The organism is Pseudomonas sp. LBUM1670, from assembly GCF_059695695.1.
In genome coordinates, this window is the sequence record NZ_CP166783.1 from 3,275,161 (window position 1) to 3,290,357 (window position 15,197).

The 15,197-nt window shown below is 59.4% G+C and carries 14 protein-coding genes; 7 read left to right on the forward strand and 7 right to left on the reverse strand.

Annotated elements, in window-relative coordinates; genetic code table 11:
* Positions 1 to 134: 134 nt before the first annotated feature.
* Complete coding sequence (locus ACA073_RS14785) at positions 135 to 1,460, reverse strand: sigma-54 dependent transcriptional regulator (RefSeq protein WP_461950648.1); 1,326 nt, start codon at positions 1,458 to 1,460, stop codon at positions 135 to 137.
* Positions 1,461 to 1,803: 343 nt separating this feature from the next.
* On the opposite strand from ACA073_RS14785, the gene ACA073_RS14790 reads away from it, so the two are divergent.
* The 3 genes from ACA073_RS14790 (at position 1,804) to nhaB (ending at position 5,215) form a co-directional block, all read left to right on the forward strand.
* Positions 1,804 to 2,070, forward strand: a complete 267-nt coding sequence (locus tag ACA073_RS14790; RefSeq protein WP_497397217.1) for a hypothetical protein — start codon at positions 1,804 to 1,806, stop codon at positions 2,068 to 2,070.
* A 274-nt stretch (positions 2,071 to 2,344) separates the two neighbouring features.
* Complete coding sequence (locus ACA073_RS14795) at positions 2,345 to 3,634, forward strand: hypothetical protein (protein WP_497397219.1); 1,290 nt, start codon at positions 2,345 to 2,347, stop codon at positions 3,632 to 3,634.
* A gap of 78 nt (positions 3,635 to 3,712) precedes the next feature.
* Positions 3,713 to 5,215: a sodium/proton antiporter NhaB gene (nhaB, locus tag ACA073_RS14800; RefSeq protein WP_497397221.1), complete on the forward strand. Its 1,503-nt coding sequence runs from the start codon at positions 3,713 to 3,715 to the stop codon at positions 5,213 to 5,215.
* A gap of 118 nt (positions 5,216 to 5,333) precedes the next feature.
* Here nhaB and ACA073_RS14805 read toward each other — a convergent pair whose 3' ends face one another.
* The 3 genes from ACA073_RS14805 to gnd are packed head-to-tail and all read right to left on the reverse strand — an operon-like array spanning position 5,334 to position 8,652.
* Positions 5,334 to 6,155 (reverse strand): HAD family hydrolase, encoded by an 822-nt coding sequence (locus ACA073_RS14805; RefSeq protein WP_497397223.1) that lies wholly within the window; start codon positions 6,153 to 6,155, stop codon positions 5,334 to 5,336.
* The gene (zwf, locus tag ACA073_RS14810; protein ID WP_497397225.1) at positions 6,152 to 7,675 is read right to left on the reverse strand and encodes a glucose-6-phosphate dehydrogenase; all 1,524 of its coding nucleotides are present in this window, start codon (positions 7,673 to 7,675) and stop codon (positions 6,152 to 6,154) included. The genes ACA073_RS14805 and zwf overlap by 4 nt, the downstream gene beginning before the upstream one ends.
* Positions 7,672 to 8,652 (reverse strand): phosphogluconate dehydrogenase (NAD(+)-dependent, decarboxylating), encoded by a 981-nt coding sequence (gnd, locus tag ACA073_RS14815; RefSeq protein ID WP_497397227.1) that lies wholly within the window; start codon positions 8,650 to 8,652, stop codon positions 7,672 to 7,674. The genes zwf and gnd overlap by 4 nt, the downstream gene beginning before the upstream one ends.
* 274 nt (positions 8,653 to 8,926) lie before the next feature.
* Between gnd and ACA073_RS14820 the strand changes: the two genes are divergently transcribed.
* The 3 genes from ACA073_RS14820 (at position 8,927) to ACA073_RS14830 (ending at position 11,417) form a co-directional block, all read left to right on the forward strand.
* A complete protein-coding gene (locus tag ACA073_RS14820) occupies positions 8,927 to 9,109 on the forward strand; it encodes a DUF6026 family protein (RefSeq protein WP_497397229.1) in 183 nt (60 codons plus the stop codon).
* Positions 9,110 to 9,307: 198 nt separating this feature from the next.
* The gene (locus ACA073_RS14825) at positions 9,308 to 11,056 is read left to right on the forward strand and encodes a phosphoethanolamine transferase CptA (RefSeq protein ID WP_497397231.1); all 1,749 of its coding nucleotides are present in this window, start codon (positions 9,308 to 9,310) and stop codon (positions 11,054 to 11,056) included.
* Between the two features lie 160 nt (positions 11,057 to 11,216).
* Positions 11,217 to 11,417, forward strand: a complete 201-nt coding sequence (locus ACA073_RS14830; RefSeq protein WP_497397233.1) for a hypothetical protein — start codon at positions 11,217 to 11,219, stop codon at positions 11,415 to 11,417.
* A gap of 140 nt (positions 11,418 to 11,557) precedes the next feature.
* On the opposite strand, the gene ACA073_RS14835 is transcribed toward ACA073_RS14830, so the two are convergent.
* The 3 genes from ACA073_RS14835 to zapE form a co-directional block, all read right to left on the reverse strand.
* A complete protein-coding gene (locus ACA073_RS14835; protein WP_497397235.1) occupies positions 11,558 to 12,049 on the reverse strand; it encodes a GNAT family N-acetyltransferase in 492 nt (163 codons plus the stop codon).
* Between the two features lie 170 nt (positions 12,050 to 12,219).
* The gene (locus ACA073_RS14840; RefSeq protein WP_497397237.1) at positions 12,220 to 12,801 is read right to left on the reverse strand and encodes a DinB family protein; all 582 of its coding nucleotides are present in this window, start codon (positions 12,799 to 12,801) and stop codon (positions 12,220 to 12,222) included.
* An 18-nt stretch (positions 12,802 to 12,819) separates the two neighbouring features.
* The gene (gene zapE, locus ACA073_RS14845; RefSeq protein WP_497397239.1) at positions 12,820 to 13,938 is read right to left on the reverse strand and encodes a cell division protein ZapE; all 1,119 of its coding nucleotides are present in this window, start codon (positions 13,936 to 13,938) and stop codon (positions 12,820 to 12,822) included.
* A gap of 205 nt (positions 13,939 to 14,143) precedes the next feature.
* Between zapE and ACA073_RS14850 the strand changes: the two genes are divergently transcribed.
* Positions 14,144 to 15,196 (forward strand): aldo/keto reductase, encoded by a 1,053-nt coding sequence (locus ACA073_RS14850; RefSeq protein WP_497397241.1) that lies wholly within the window; start codon positions 14,144 to 14,146, stop codon positions 15,194 to 15,196.
* Position 15,197 lies beyond the last annotated feature (1 nt).

Here is a 15,197-nt window from a genome sequence, read left to right on the forward strand (position 1 = left end):
CCCGTTGCGACTGGAATCGCAGCGGGGCTTTTTTCGTCTGAAGATCAACAGATCGCAGGCTGCGCCAGCTCCTACAGGAGAAATGCGGTAGGAGCTGCCGAAGGCTGCGATCTTTTGATCTTTTGATCTTGCGTTCAGCGGATCTGGTGTTTGTGCAGCAGTCGGTAAAAGGTAGGCCGCGACACGCCCAGCACCCGGGCGGCGACACTCAGGTTGTCGCTGTGGCGGTTCAATACATCGCACAACGCCTGGCGTTCTGCGCGCGTCTTGTAGTCTTCAAGGGTGCCCATCGGTGCGGCGATCGTCTGCTGGCTGATCAGCCCCAGGTCGCGGGCCTCAATCTGCCGCCCCTCGGCCAGGACCAGCCCCCGGCGTACCCGGTTGGCCAGTTCACGCACGTTGCCTGGCCAGTCATGCTTGCCCATGGCAATCAGTGCGTCTTCACTGAAACTGCGCGGACGGCGGCCGGTTTCATGGCTGTAGAAATGGGAGAAGTGGTTGGCCAGCATCGACAGATCGCCATGGCGCTCGCGCAGCGGCGCAGTGACCACTTGCAGCACGTTGAGCCGGTAATACAAATCTTCGCGGAAGCGTTTCTTCTCGATGGCGGCTTCCAGGTCAACGTGTGTGGCCGCCAACACCCGCACATCCACCGGAATCGGTTGACTGCCGCCCACGCGCTCGATGTGTTTTTCCTGGAGGAACCGCAACAGGTTGGCTTGCAGTTCCAGCGGCAGGTCACCGATTTCGTCGAGAAACAGGGTTCCACCGTTGGCGGCTTCGATCCGCCCGACCTTGCGCTGATGGGCGCCGGTAAAGGCACCCTTCTCATGGCCAAACAGTTCGGACTGGATCAAGTGTTCGGGAATCGCGCCGCAATTGATCGCGACAAAGGGTTTGCTGTGCCGCTGGGATTGTCGATGAAGGGTGCGGGCGACCAGTTCTTTGCCGGTCCCGCTCTCACCGCGAATCAACACCGGAGACTCGGTGGGCGCCAGTTTGCTCAGCAGTTTGCGCAGTTCGCGAATCGGCTTGCTGTCGCCGAGCAGCTCGTGCTCGGGCTGATCGATGTGAACCGTGCCCTGGCCACGCAAGCGCGCCATGCCGAATGCCCGACCGAGCGTCACCTGAACCCGGGACACATCGAACGGCAAGGTGTGGAAATCGAAAAACCATTCGCAGACAAAGTCCCCGACATTTTGCAGCCGCAGGACTTCCTGGTTGAGCACGGCGATCCACTCGGTGCCGCTGCGGCTGATCAACTCCTTGACGGCCTCGGGGCGTTCCAGATGAAACGGTTGCAGACGCAACAGACCGACGTCGCAGGTTCGGTCGCCGGCATTTTCCAACGTACAGCTATCAACGTCCCAACCTACAGCACGCAATCCCGGCAGCAGACGATGGCAGTCGTCACACGGGTCCACCACTAACAGACGTCGTAACGCAGGCGCTTCGATCATGACTGTTCCTTGGCGCCAAATTTTAGGAAATATTATTAAAAACAGTCATTTGGCAGATCCGACTGTAACATTAGCAATAATTTGACGTTGGCTTGTACCGATTGACTATAGGAATGTCGCGGAAGCAGTTATAAGAAGTAACTTTGTTAGTTACCTAACGAGTCAAACCTTTCATTCAGCTTTCAAAGCCTGCCAGAACCCTGAACCGATGAAAGAAAGTTGAAATTTCTTTTAATTGTATGTGACCCACCCCCCGGTTGCGGGCATCAGTACAAGTAACCAGCCGAACGGTAAGCCCAACCGACGGCACATCACTTGATTGGGCATACAGAGAGAAGACCCCATGAACGCCCCGCTCCGCATCAACGAAGCTCTTTTGATTGCCGACCGCGCATTCCAGCCTTTTCAATGCGTGGCCTGGGCCCCACAAGACGGCAATGGCGAACTCAGCCTGACCGTTATCGACCGCACCAGTACCCGCATTGGCCGTACGCAGATTCCAAGCAGCGCCTACACCGATCCTGCGCAACTTGAACATGTTCTGGAAGAAGCCCGTAAAGAGCTGAGCCTGGAAGGTTACACGCTGCAATCGTGGTCGATGCCGCACTAAAGCGTTTTGCGGATTACTTCCGGTAATCCGCACCCTCCCCTCGATCGTTAGTTCGCTGGCCTTATTCGCCAGCACTGACGACATCCGCTTATTCGAACTTGCGAAGGTCAATTAATTGGCCGGCTTCTCAGTGGTTCGAAAAGACACTGTAATGGCACAATGCGACCCACCGTTTGTTGGTTCTCTCAGTTGTGGAACCGGTCATTCAGGCGTTGAATGTTTCCCCAGTCGCCCCCCTATTCCTGGATCCCGACGACTCGCAGGAGATGCGTGCATGGCAATCCACAACGGCTTTGCCTTACCTGCAACGCTGAACGACGCCGGAAAACTTGACAAGTCCTTCGCCGGCGCCGGCAAAACCCAAGTGTATTTCGCTGGCAGCACCTCCAGCATGGCCAATGGGATCGCGATTGATTCAGCGGGACGGCTGCTGATAGCGGCAAAGGTCGGCACCCCGGGTGGCAGCCGCTTTGGCCTGGCACGCCTGCTAAAGGACGGCTCGGCGGACCTGGCCTTCGGCCAACAAGGCAGCGTCATCAGTCAGTTCGAACGCGGCTTCGAGGCCATGGCCGGCAAAGTCCTGCTACTGGCCGATGGGCACATTCTGGTGGCCGGCCTGCACTATGAAAATGCGCATCGGACACTGCCCGCCTTCGCGCTTTTCAATCAACAGGGCAAACCGGTCCGATCATTTGGCGTCAACGGACGCTGTGTCGTGCGCCTGCCGGGCAATCTTTCCCAAGGCGTGCGCAATGCATGGTTGCCACTTGGCGTGCCGGATGCCGAAGCGTGTGATGTCTGTGTACAGGACAACGGGCGAATCCTTTTGCTGACCAATCATCATTTCGAGCTGGCCGATCATGTCGGCGTGCTGGTACGGCTTCACACCGATGGCTCACTGGACGACACCTTCAACGGTCGCGGCTTCGTGCTGGTCAGGCACCTGCTGATGAACACCTGGCTGAGTAGCCTGCTGGTTCAACCTGACGGCCGGATTCTGGTGGGCGGCTCGATCAATTTTCCTGAAGAAGGCCTGCTTGCGCGTTATCACAGCGACGGCAGCCTTGACGACAGTTTCGCCGTGGATGGCTTCATGTGTTTCATGGCTCAGGGGCGTCACGCTCAGGTCTGCGGGATCGTCCAGCAGGACAACGGCGATTTGCAGTGTTTTGGCAGCACCCGCGACCCGATGCAGTGCATGACACTGAAGGTCCACAGTAATGGTCGCCCGGACATTCACTGCAACGGCGGCCAGCCGCAATTGCTGGAAATTGGCCACAGCGGTTGCCAGTGGACCGCCGCCCAGGTCCTTGCGGACGGCAGCGTGCTAACCGTTGGCGCCACGATCGGGGGTGTCGAAGCCGATTTCATTCTGTCCCGGCATCTGCCCGGCGGACAGCTCGATTGCAGCTTTGGCAATGGCAACGGCTGGACCCGCAACCGTCTGAGTCGCGGCCCGAATACCGCGACCTCGCTGGCCGTGCAGACCGATGGCAACGTTGTCGTAGGCGGCTCTTCACTGGATGGCAACTACCGGGCAATCGTCGCGCGGTATCTGGGATAGGCACTCCGACATTTCCTACGCTTGATCTTCCATTCGGCTTACGGCAACTTGCGCGCTTCTTAATACAAGGAGCAGCCGATGTCCGGCTCAATGGCCCAGGCGTTCGCGCATAATTTTCTCGGGCACTCACCTCGCTGGTACAAGGCCAGCATTGTCGGCTTTCTGATTCTCAACGCTCTGGTGCTGTGGACCGTGGGTCCGGTGGCGGCCGGTTGGCTGCTGGTGCTGGAATTCATCTTCACCCTGGCCATGGCGCTCAGATGCTACCCGCTGATGCCCGGCGGCTTGTTGCTGATTGAAGCGCTGCTGCTGAAGATGACCACCCCCCAGGCACTGTATGACGAACTGGTGCACAACTTCCCGGTGATCCTGCTGCTGATGTTCATGGTGGCGGGTATCTACTTCATGAAAGAACTGCTGCTGTTCCTGTTCTCGCGTCTGCTGCTCGGGGTTCGTTCCAAGGCGTTGCTGGCGTTGATGTTCTGCTTTCTGTCAGCGTTTCTCTCGGCCTTTCTCGATGCATTGACCGTGACCGCCGTGATCATCAGCGCGGCCGTGGGGTTTTACTCGGTGTATCACCGCGTCGCCTCGGGCAATGATCCGCGTCAGGACAGTGAATATGGCGATGACCAGCACCTTCCAACACTCCATCACGCTGACCTCGAACAGTTCCGCGCCTTCTTGCGCAGCCTGCTGATGCACGGCGCCGTGGGCACTGCATTGGGCGGCGTTTGCACCCTGGTCGGCGAGCCACAGAACCTGTTGATCGGCCACGAAATGGGTTGGCACTTTTCTGAATTCTTTCTGAAAGTCGCCCCGGTTTCGCTGCCGGTGCTGGTGGCGGGCCTGGTGACCTGCGTGCTGCTGGAGAAATTGCGCTGGTTCGGTTACGGCACGCTGCTGCCGGACAACGTGCGCGCCGTGCTGACCAACTATGCCGCCGAAGACAACGCCGAACGCACCTCGCGCCAACGCGCGGCACTTATCGTTCAGGGGCTGGCCGCGCTGATTCTGATTGGCTGCCTGGCCTTTCACGTTGCTGAAGTGGGTCTGATCGGCTTGATGGTGATCGTGCTGATCACAGCGTTCACGGGCATTACGGACGAGAACCGCCTCGGCAATGCGTTCAAGGACGCCATGCCGTTCACGGCGCTGCTGGTGGTGTTTTTTGCGGTGGTGGCGGTGATTCACGATCAACAGTTGTTCACCCCGCTGATCCAGTGGGTGCTGGCGCTGCCGGCGGATCAGCAACCGGGCATGCTGTTTATTGCCAACGGCTTGCTGTCGGCGATCAGCGACAACGTGTTTGTCGCGACCATCTACATCACCGAAGTGAAACAAGCGTTCATCTCCGGCCACATGAGCCGTGAACATTTCGAGACCCTGGCGATTGCGATCAACACCGGCACCAACCTGCCGAGCGTGGCGACGCCGAATGGCCAGGCAGCGTTTCTGTTTCTGTTGACGTCGGCGATTGCACCGCTGATTCGCCTGTCGTACGGGCGGATGGTGTGGATGGCGTTGCCGTATACGGTGGTGATGGGTGTTCTTGGGTGGTATGCCGTGAGTTTCTGGCTGTAACACCGATCAAAAATGTGGGAGCGGGCTTGCTCGCGAAAGCGGTGCGTCAGACAACTTGAATGTTGAATGACACACCGCTTTCGCGAGCAAGCCCGCTCCCACATTAGGTTTTGTGTCGCTAGCGAGGGAGGATGTACCGCTCGATCGCCTGGGCCGCGCCGTCTTCGGTGTTGGCCCCGGTCACCACGTCAGCCTGACGCTTCACCGCTTCTTCCGCCTGCCCCATGGCGATCGACAAGCCCGCGCGGTGAAACATTGCGGGGTCATTGCCGCCGTCGCCCATGGCCGCCGTCTGCTCCAGCGGCACACCGAGGAACTCGGCGAGTGTCGCCAGCGCCGCGCCCTTGTTGGCTTGCATCGCGGTCACGTCCAGATACACCGGTTGCGAACGCGACACCTGCGCCTGACCCTCGACCTTGGGCAGCAATTGCGCCTCCAGCTCAATCAACAACGGCGCGTTATTGCTCGCCGCGACGATCTTGTCGATGTGTTGCAGATACGGCTCAAAACTCTCCACCACCACCGGCGGATACCCCAGGCCATGCTGCTCCCGAGGCACCATCGTGCCGGTCGGGTCTTTCACCAGCCAGTCACCACCGCTGAACACCCAGACCTCGATGTCCGGCAGATCGACAAACAGCGTCAACGTGGTCAGTGCCGCCGTGGCCGGCAAGTAATGCGCGACCAGCAAACTGCCATCGGGATTGACGATCGTGCCGCCGTTGAATGCCGCCGTCGGTAGATCGACGCCCAACGCTTCGATCTGCTGCAACATGGCTTTCGGCGGGCGGCCAGTGGCGAGGCTGAACAGCACGCCCGCCTCGCGCAACGAACACACGGCTTCGATGGTGCGCTGACTGAGGCTGTGGTCCGGCAGCAACAACGTGCCGTCCATGTCACTGAGTAGAAAACGGATGGGTTGCTGCGTCACTCCACTCATCCGAGATCGTGCCAGACGCGACCGTCGCGAGTCAGCAGGTCTTCTGCCGCCGGCGGTCCGTCTTCACCCGCCGCGTAAGTCTGCACGCTCGCGTCTTGCTGCCAGGCATCGAGGAACGGCTGCACGGCACGCCAGCCGTTTTCGATGTTGTCAGCGCGCTGGAACAGCGTCTGATCGCCGGTCAGGCAATCGTAGATCAGGGTTTCGTAGCCGGTGGACGGCTGCATTTCAAAGAAATCCTTATAGGCAAAACCCAGTTCGATGTTGGCCATTTTCAACGCCGGGCCAGGTCGTTTGGCCAAAAGATCGAACCACATGCCTTCGTTGGGCTGAATCTGGATCCGCAGATAGGTCGGTTGCAGCTCATCGACCTCGGTATCGCGGAACTGCGCGTAAGGCGCCGGTTTGAAGCAGATGACGATCTCGGTATCGCGCACGCTCATGCGCTTGCCGGTGCGCAGGTAGAACGGCACGCCTACCCAGCGCCAGTTGTCGATCATGACTTTGAGCGCGACATAGGTTTCGGTCGTGCTGTCGGGCGATACGTTGGTTTCCTGGCGATAACCCGGCAGCGGCTTGCCGTCGATTTCGCCGGCGGCGTATTGGCCGCGCACCGAATTGGCCCGTGCCTCCTCGACCGACCATGGGCGAATCGCGCCAACGACTTTGGCTTTCTCGCCGCGAACCGCATCGGCGCCAAAGGCGGCCGGCGGTTCCATGGCCACCATCGCCAATAGCTGGAACAGGTGATTGGGCACCATGTCCCGCAGGGCGCCGGTGTGCTCATAAAAACTGCCACGGGTTTCCACGCCGACGGTTTCCGCGGCGGTGATCTGTACGTGGTCGATGTAATGGTTGTTCCAGAAGGCTTCGAACAGGCTGTTGGAGAACCGGCTGATCAGAATGTTCTGCACGGTTTCCTTGCCCAGATAGTGATCGATCCGGTAGATCTGGTTTTCCGTCATTACCTTGAGCAAGCACGCGTTCAAGGCTTCGGCGGTGTGCAGATCGGAGCCGAACGGCTTTTCGATCACCACCCTTCTGAAGGCGTCCGGCGTCTCTTGCAGCAAACCGGCGGCGCCGAGACGACGCACCACTTCGCTGAAGAAACGTGGCGCGGTGGCCAGATAAAACACTGCGTTGCCGGTGCCGCTGTCGGCGATTTTCGCCGCCAGCGCCTGATACGTGCTGTCGTCCAGAAAGTCGCCCTGGACGTAGCTGATGCCTTTGGCCAGTTTGGCCCACAACTGCGGATCAAGGGCTTGATCGCCCTTGCCGACCTTGCTCGCCACTTCGGCCCGAATGAAATCTTCGAGCTTCTGCGCAAAGGCTTCATCGGTGATGGCGTTGTGGTCAACGCCGATGATCCGCAGTCCATCGCCAAGCAGACCGTCGCGACTCAGGTTGTACAGCGCCGGCATCAGCAGGCGCTTGACCAGGTCACCATGAGCACCGAACAGGAACAGCGTGGTCGGTGGTGCAGGTTCTGCCTTGGATTTAGTGCGGATCAAGCGGGTCATTTTTTCGCAGTCTCCACATGGCCGCCGAAGCCGAAGCGCTGGGCCGAGAGAATCTTGTCGCCAAAGGTGCCTTGCCCGCGGGAACGGTAGCGGGAGAACAGCGAGTTCGACAGCACCGGTACGGGCACCGATTGCTCCATGGCGGCTTCGATGGTCCAGCGGCCTTCACCGCTGTCTGCCACCGAGCCGGAAAAACCGTCGAGTTTCGGATCGCTGGCGAGGGCGTCAGCCGTCAGGTCGAGCAGCCAGGACGACACGACGCTGCCGCGACGCCAGACTTCGGCGATGTCGCCGACGTTGAGGTCGAAGCGCTGATCTTCCGGCAGGTTGGTGCTGGCCTTGGTCTTGAGGATGTCGAAGCCTTCGGCGAAAGCCTGCATCATTCCGTACTCGATGCCGTTGTGGATCATCTTCACGAAATGGCCAGAGCCTGCGGGACCGGCGTGGATGTAACCGCGTTCGGCGCGATCGTCGTCCGACTTGCGGTCCTTGGTGCGCGGAATGTCGCCCATGCCAGGCGCCAGGCTGTCGAACAGCGGATCAAGGCGCTTAACCACCTCGGCTTCGCCGCCGATCATCATGCAGTAACCGCGCTCCAGGCCCCAGACGCCGCCGGAAGTGCCGACGTCGACGTAGTGCAGGCCTTTTTCCGACAGGGTTTTCGCCCGGCGGATGTCGTCCTTATAGAAGGTGTTGCCGCCGTCGATGATGGTATCGCCGGGTTCGAGCAAGGTGCTCAGGGTGTCGATGGTGTCTTCGGTCGGTGCGCCTGCCGGCAGCATGACCCAGACCGCTCGTGGTTTGGCCAGGCCAGCGACCAGGGCCGGCAGGTCAATGACGCCTTTGGCGCCCTCGGCGGCCAGGGTATCGACGAAGGCGGTATTGCGGTCGTAAACAACGGTGGTATGCCCGTTGAGCATCAGGCGCCGCGCAATATTACCGCCCATGCGGCCCAGTCCAATAATCCCGAGTTGCATGTGCTGATGCTCCCTACTACAAATAAATGTGTGTCAAAGGTTATAGCCCAACGCGACTAATGAAGGGTTAGTCCAGAGCGTTGGCATGAAGTTTCCGGGCATTGTGCCCGATCCAGACAGATAACGTCCGGAATCGTGCCAAAGACACAACGACCATGAAAAATAAAAAAGTTCCCTTCCGGGGCAAAAGAAATCAAAATCAGCGCCGATAGTAAGTCAGTACCCGATGTCGGGGCTGATTTACAGTTGAGGCAAGCCATTTGCGAGGTGAGCAATGGGCACAGTACAAGCAGCACGGCCAGCACAAACCCTTTACGTCACGATCCGTCGCGATGAATTGCGCCAGTTGAAAGACGAGCGCGACCAGCTGAAGCAGGAAGTCGAGCAATTGCGCCTGCTGACGCAAGGCATCCAGGCTCAGCTGAAGCCTGTCACACTGCGTGCTCCCCACGCCTGATCCCCTCGCCTGAATCGGAAGCAGCCCCGCGCTGTTTCCGATACGCCATCCCGATTCGCCAGCACTCGCAGCTCACAAAACTTTCACACCCCCTTGTTGATACTCCGGCCCGATATGGCCGCCCGGTATCCGCGCGGCGCCGTTCGTCGGCGACTTTCCAGTCCCGGCGGTGGAAAGTGATTCTGGCTGGAGCGCTAAATGGCTTTGTTTGAACGCAGCAGCAGTTCGTCTGCGAAAGGTTTCGATTGGGCAGGGTTTCTCTGGCTGTTCGTGTTCTTCTGGTATTTTTCCGGCATCACCCAACTGCTGATCCAGTTGACGGGCACCTCCGGGTTCACCGGGTTCCGCCAGGCCTTCGTGATGAGCGCCATCTGGCTGGCGCCGATGCTGCTGTTCCCCCGACAAACCCGTGTGTTGGCCGCGCTGATCGGCGTGGTGCTGTGGGCCTGCTCAATGGCCAGCCTGGGTTACTTCTTTATCTATCAGCAGGAATTTTCCCAAAGCGTCATCTTCATCATGTTCGAATCGAACATCTCTGAAGCGGGCGAATACATGACCCAGTATTTCGCCTGGTGGATGGTGGCTGCGTTCATTGCTCACACCCTGTTCGCGTATTTCCTGTGGACGCGGTTGCGCCCGGTGTACCTGCCCCGCGGTCGCGCGCTGGTGGCGGCGACGGCCATTCTGGTGGCCGTGGTCGGGTATCCGATGATCAAACAGACCGCCCGCACCGGCAGCCTCGCCGGCGGTTTCGAAAATTTCGAAACCCGCATCGAACCGGCGGTGCCGTGGCAGATGGCGGTGGCCTATCACCGTTACCTCGACACCCTTGCCGGCATGCAGGACATGCTCGACAGTGCGAGCAAGATCCCTCCGCTGCACAACCTCAAGGATGCCATGGCCAACCAACCGGCGACCCTGGTGCTGGTGATCGGTGAATCCACCAACCGTCAGCGCATGAGCCTCTACGGTTACCCCCGTGAAACCACGCCGGAACTGGACAAGCTCAAGGATCAACTGGCGGTCTTCGATAACGTCATCACCCCACGCCCCTACACCATCGAGGCGCTGCAGCAGGTGCTGACCTTTGCCGACGAAGAAAACCCTGACCTGTACCTGTCGACGCCGTCGCTGGTCAGCATGATGAAACAGGCCGGGTACAAAACCTTCTGGATCACCAACCAGCAGACCATGACCAAGCGCAACACCATGCTCACGACTTTCTCCGAGCAGGCCGACGAGCAGGTGTACCTGAACAACAACCGCAACCAGAACGCCGCCCAGTACGATGGCGATGTGATCGAACCGTTCAACAAGGCCCTGGCCGACGCGGCGCCGCGCAAGTTGATCGTCGTGCACTTGCTCGGTACGCACATGAGCTACCAGTACCGCTATCCATCGAGCTTCGACAAGTTCAAGGACCGCAACGGCGTTCCCGCCGGCGTGCGTGACGATCAGCTGCCGACCTACAACAGCTATGACAACGCGGTGCTGTACAACGACTTCGTGGTCTCGAGCCTGATCAAGGACTACGCCAAGACCGATCCGAACGGATTCCTGCTGTACCTCTCCGACCACGGCGAAGACGTTTTCGATTCGGCGGGCCATAACACGCTCGGTCGCAACGAAGCCAAGCCGACGGCGCCGATGTACACCATTCCGTTCATGGCCTGGGCCTCACCGAAGTGGCGCGAAAGCCATGACTGGAGCTTCGCCGAGGATCTGGGGCGGCCATACAGCAGTTCGCACCTGATCCATACCTGGGCCGATCTGGCGGGCCTGAGTTTCGATGAGCTCGATCGCAGCAAGAGCCTGGTCAGCGACAGTTTCAAACCGCGCCCACTGATGATCGGCAATCCGTATGAGCGCGAGCAGAAGGCGTTGATCGACTTCAGCCTGATCAAACCCAAGGTGAAACCGGATCCTGTTCACGTCGTTCAGAAGTAAATCTTTCAGGGGCCGTTTCAGGCCCCTTTTTCTTGCTCATACGCCCGTATGGAAAGTCTCGGGCGCGGTTAATTCCCATCTAACGAAATCGGCCCATAATATTAAAGCGACATTGCTTTTATGGCAGAAGGTACCCGATATCCGATGTGGGAGGCGAACCATGAAACGTACACCCTTGATCGTTGCCGGCCTGATGACGTTCGTTTCGGTCAGCGCATTTGCCGAAGGGGGCGCGGAGCGCATGCGCTATTACTACGAGAGCCTGCGATTCAACCACCAGGAGAATCAGAGTCAGCAAACCGCCGAGGTCCGGGTTCCGGATGATCAGACGGCGCAGGTGACGGAGACTTACAAGCGTTGATGGACTGATGCTAATACACCCCTTGCAGGAGCGAGCTTGCTCGCGATGGACTTCAGAACACCGCGTTAATTCTGTAGACACGCGTCTTCGTTAACGTCCATCGCGAGCAAGCTCGCTCCTACAGTTTTGTCTGCCGCCCCCTACAGCGCTTTGGTCCAAAACAACATCCGGCCGTACGCCGGATCGAACATGCCTGCGCTAAAACCGAATTTAGCGTAGGACGACTGAGCCACGGCATTGCCTTCCAGCACTTCCAGGGTGATTTTGCAGCAGCCGCGCTGGCGGGCGATTTCCTCGACCTTTTGCAGCATCTTCTGGCTCAGGCCCAACCCGCGAAACTGTTCCATCACCACAACGTCATGCACGTTGACCAGCGGGCGACAGGCAAACGTCGAAAAGCCTTCAAAGCAATTGACCAGCCCTGCCGGTTCGCCACCGACGAAAGCCAGCACACTGAATGCATGGGGACGCTTGGCCAGTTCCCCCGGCAGGTGCTCCAGCACCTCGGCGGGCAAGGAATGACCGCCGCCCATCGGGTCTTCTGCGTAGTGATTCAACACAAGGCGCATAGCCTCGGCATGCACCGGGTTGGTGTAGCTGGCCTGAAGCACAAGAATTACTGCGGATTCCATTTCCATCCTCGATCACACATGAAAAAGCACAGAGCGACACTATCGCGAGCGCTTGGGATGACGCAATGTGAGATCAAGTCGAAGATCAAAAGATCGCAGCCTTCGGCAGCTCCTACACGGGTTTACATTTCCAAATGTAGGAGCTGCCGAAGGCTGCGATCTTTTGATTTTTAATGACCCCAGATCAGCGCTTCGGTCCATCCCAGTTCGGCGAAATCCGCAGCCCGCAGGCCCGACTCGCCGGCACAGAAAAACTCGTCCAGTTGTGGCGGCGCGATCGACGTACCGCTGAGCATCGCGTGAACCTGCCCGCGGTGATGAATCTGGTGCTCTAACAGGTGCGACAGCATGCGCAACCGACTGTCATGTTGCGGCGTGTCCCGGGCGATGGTCACGATTTTGCCCAGGTCCGGGTCACGCAGTTGCTCGCAGTAAGCGATCAACCGGCGATCCACCTGGGCCTGTTCGCGCTTGAGGTCCATGGCGTCGGTGAACGGTTCGTCTTCGTTGAAAAACACAGAGCACTCGGGATGCGGCGCATCGCCGCGCAACTCCCGCTCCAGCGCATCCACGTAAAACCAGTCGCAGGTCAGGATGTGATTGAGGGTCGCGCGCAGGCTGGGGAAGAAACTGACCCGTGGTGCCGCCAGGTCCTCGGGGCTCAACTGCCCCCAGGCCTTGGCCAGTCGATGATTGGCCCAGGCGTTCTGATAGGCCATGGTCAGCAAATGATGGGACAAGGGCTGATTCATGTTCGCGGTTCCTTGGGTTCAAGCGTCGGCGAAACGTTGCAGCTGCATTTCCTGTAATCGGCTGAGGGTGCGGCGGAACGGGAATTCCAGATAACCTTCGGTGTAGAGCGATTCCATCGGCACCTGCGCCTCAAGGTACAACGGCACTTTGCGGTCGTAGCATTCGTCCACCAACGCGATGAAACGCCGCACACCGTCGTCATGCACCGACAATTGCGGCAATTCGCGATCGCCCGCCACCACCCGCTCGACACCGTCTTCGGTGCCACGGGCAATGCGCCCTTCGCGCTTTTGCGCGCTGAGGCTGGGCACGTCACTCAACAGAATAGCCTTGTAGGTGTCACACAGGGCGATGAAATCCATGGCGGCAAAAGGTTGCTCGCAGAGGTCGGCGTAACGGCTCCACAGCACGGTTTCGCTAGCCTGCACCACATTCAGCGAACGGTAGCCGACCTTGATCGGTTCACGGGAAACCGACTGGCCGGCGGTCAACGCCTTGAACACATCACCCAGCGCGCCGGGCTGGCCAGGTGCGGCGACCCAATAGCGTTGCAAACCGGCGCCGGGATGCAGGCGATGATCTTCGCCGCCATCCACCGCAATCACCTGCATGTGCCGCTTGATCGCCTCGATGGCCGGCACGAAGCGGTCGCGGTTGAAGCCATCGGCGTACAGCAGGTCCGGCGGTTGATTGGAGGTGCAGACCACCACGACGCCTTGGTCGAACATCACTTGAAACAAGCGCCCGAGAATGATCGCGTCACCGATATCGTTGACGAACAGCTCGTCGAAGCACAGCACGCGCACTTCTTCGCTCAATTCCCGGGCCAGCGCTTTCAGCGGGTCGGCGGTACCGGTCAGCTGAAACGAGCGCCGATGCACCCAACCCATGAAATGATGAAAGTGCTGACGTCGAGCCGGAACCTGAAGGCTTTGGTAGAACTGGTCCATCAACCAGGTCTTGCCCCGCCCGACCGGGCCCCACAGGTAAACGCCCGTCACCGGCGTGCGGCCTTCGTGCAATGCTTCGTAGCATTTTTGCAGCGCCCAGACAGCATGCTCCTGGGCCTCGTCCTGAACGAAGCCCTTCTGTTCGATGGCGTGTTGCCAGGCGCTTAACGGGGAGTCGATATTCATGCGCGGCAGTATGCCATCGCCACGCGGCCTCTATTGTGAAATGTCCAGTCGAGCGATCTTGCCCTGTTCGTTCAGACGCCGGTGGTCGGCCCTTTTGCCACGCATGAAAAAGGATCTTGACGAAATATATGACTGGCATCATCTTTAATACATGTCACGCGACATTTATATTGAGTCGCCGCCTCTTTCCTTCAGGAGTCATCCCATGCATTACAAAGTGTTCGGCCGAAAAACCGGCTTGCGTGTCTCGGAACTGGCGCTGGGCGCCGGCAACTTTGGTACGGGTTGGGGCCATGGCGCCGAGCGCGATGAAGCCAAACGCATTTTTGACGGCTACCTGGAGGCCGGCGGTAATTTCATCGACACCGCCAACGGCTATCAGGGTGGCCAGTCGGAAGGCATGCTCAGCGAATTCATCGCCCCCGAGCGCGATCGCCTGGTGATCGCCACCAAATACACCTTGGGGACTACGCCCGCTGCGGGGATTTCCCACACCGGCAACAACCGCAAGAACATGGTTCGCGCCGTGGAAGAAAGCCTGACACGGCTCAAGACCGATCACATCGACCTCTTCTGGGCGCACATGAGCGACGGTGTCACGCCCATGGAAGAGATCCTGCGGGGTTTCGATGATCTGGTGCGCGCCGGCAAGATTCATTACGCCGGACTGTCGAACTTCCCGGCGTGGCGCATCGCCCGGGCCGACCTGCTGGCCGAAGTTCGCGGTTTTGCGCCGATTGCCGGCATTCAGGTCGAGTACAGCCTCGCTGAACGCACCGCCGAACGGGAACAACTGCCCATGGCAGAAGCGTTGGGGCTGGCCGCGACCCTATGGTCGCCGCTGGGTGGCGGGTTCCTGACCGGCAAATACCGCTCCAGCGACGAGAACAACCGCGCCGCTAAATTGGGCATGCTGGTCCACGCCGAGAAAAGTGCCCGCGAAACCGCCCTGCTCGACGCCTTGCTCGCCGTCGCGACGGAACTGGGCGCCAGCCCGACGCACGTGGCCATTGCCTGGCTGCGAGAAAAAGCCAGGCAATCGACGACGGCACTGATCCCGATCCTGGGTTCACGCACGCGTGAGCAGCTGGATGCGACGTTGGGGGCGCTGAATGTGCAGTTGAGTGCCGATCAGTTGTCGCGACTGGATGGCATCAGCGAAGTGGCGAAGGGTGTGCCCCATGAGTCCATTGCCGGGTCTTTTGCACGGTTTAGCGGGGGTGAAACCCTGGATCTGCCAATAATCCCGGTGGCCTGAC

Bases quoted from the DNA above. Each gene is read 5' to 3' on its own strand.
- ACA073_RS14785 (WP_461950648.1), bottom strand. From the start codon at position 1,460: ATGATCGAAGCGCCTGCGTTACGACGTCTGTTAGTGGTGGACCCGTGT.
- ACA073_RS14790 (WP_497397217.1), top strand. From the start codon at position 1,804: ATGAACGCCCCGCTCCGCATCAACGAAGCTCTTTTGATTGCCGACCGC.
- ACA073_RS14795 (WP_497397219.1), top strand. From the start codon at position 2,345: ATGGCAATCCACAACGGCTTTGCCTTACCTGCAACGCTGAACGACGCC.
- nhaB (WP_497397221.1), top strand. From the start codon at position 3,713: ATGTCCGGCTCAATGGCCCAGGCGTTCGCGCATAATTTTCTCGGGCAC.
- ACA073_RS14805 (WP_497397223.1), bottom strand. From the start codon at position 6,155: ATGAGTGGAGTGACGCAGCAACCCATCCGTTTTCTACTCAGTGACATG.
- zwf (WP_497397225.1), bottom strand. From the start codon at position 7,675: ATGACCCGCTTGATCCGCACTAAATCCAAGGCAGAACCTGCACCACCG.
- gnd (WP_497397227.1), bottom strand. From the start codon at position 8,652: ATGCAACTCGGGATTATTGGACTGGGCCGCATGGGCGGTAATATTGCG.
- ACA073_RS14820 (WP_497397229.1), top strand. From the start codon at position 8,927: ATGGGCACAGTACAAGCAGCACGGCCAGCACAAACCCTTTACGTCACG.
- ACA073_RS14825 (WP_497397231.1), top strand. From the start codon at position 9,308: ATGGCTTTGTTTGAACGCAGCAGCAGTTCGTCTGCGAAAGGTTTCGAT.
- ACA073_RS14830 (WP_497397233.1), top strand. From the start codon at position 11,217: ATGAAACGTACACCCTTGATCGTTGCCGGCCTGATGACGTTCGTTTCG.
- ACA073_RS14835 (WP_497397235.1), bottom strand. From the start codon at position 12,049: ATGGAATCCGCAGTAATTCTTGTGCTTCAGGCCAGCTACACCAACCCG.
- ACA073_RS14840 (WP_497397237.1), bottom strand. From the start codon at position 12,801: ATGAATCAGCCCTTGTCCCATCATTTGCTGACCATGGCCTATCAGAAC.
- zapE (WP_497397239.1), bottom strand. From the start codon at position 13,938: ATGAATATCGACTCCCCGTTAAGCGCCTGGCAACACGCCATCGAACAG.
- ACA073_RS14850 (WP_497397241.1), top strand. From the start codon at position 14,144: ATGCATTACAAAGTGTTCGGCCGAAAAACCGGCTTGCGTGTCTCGGAA.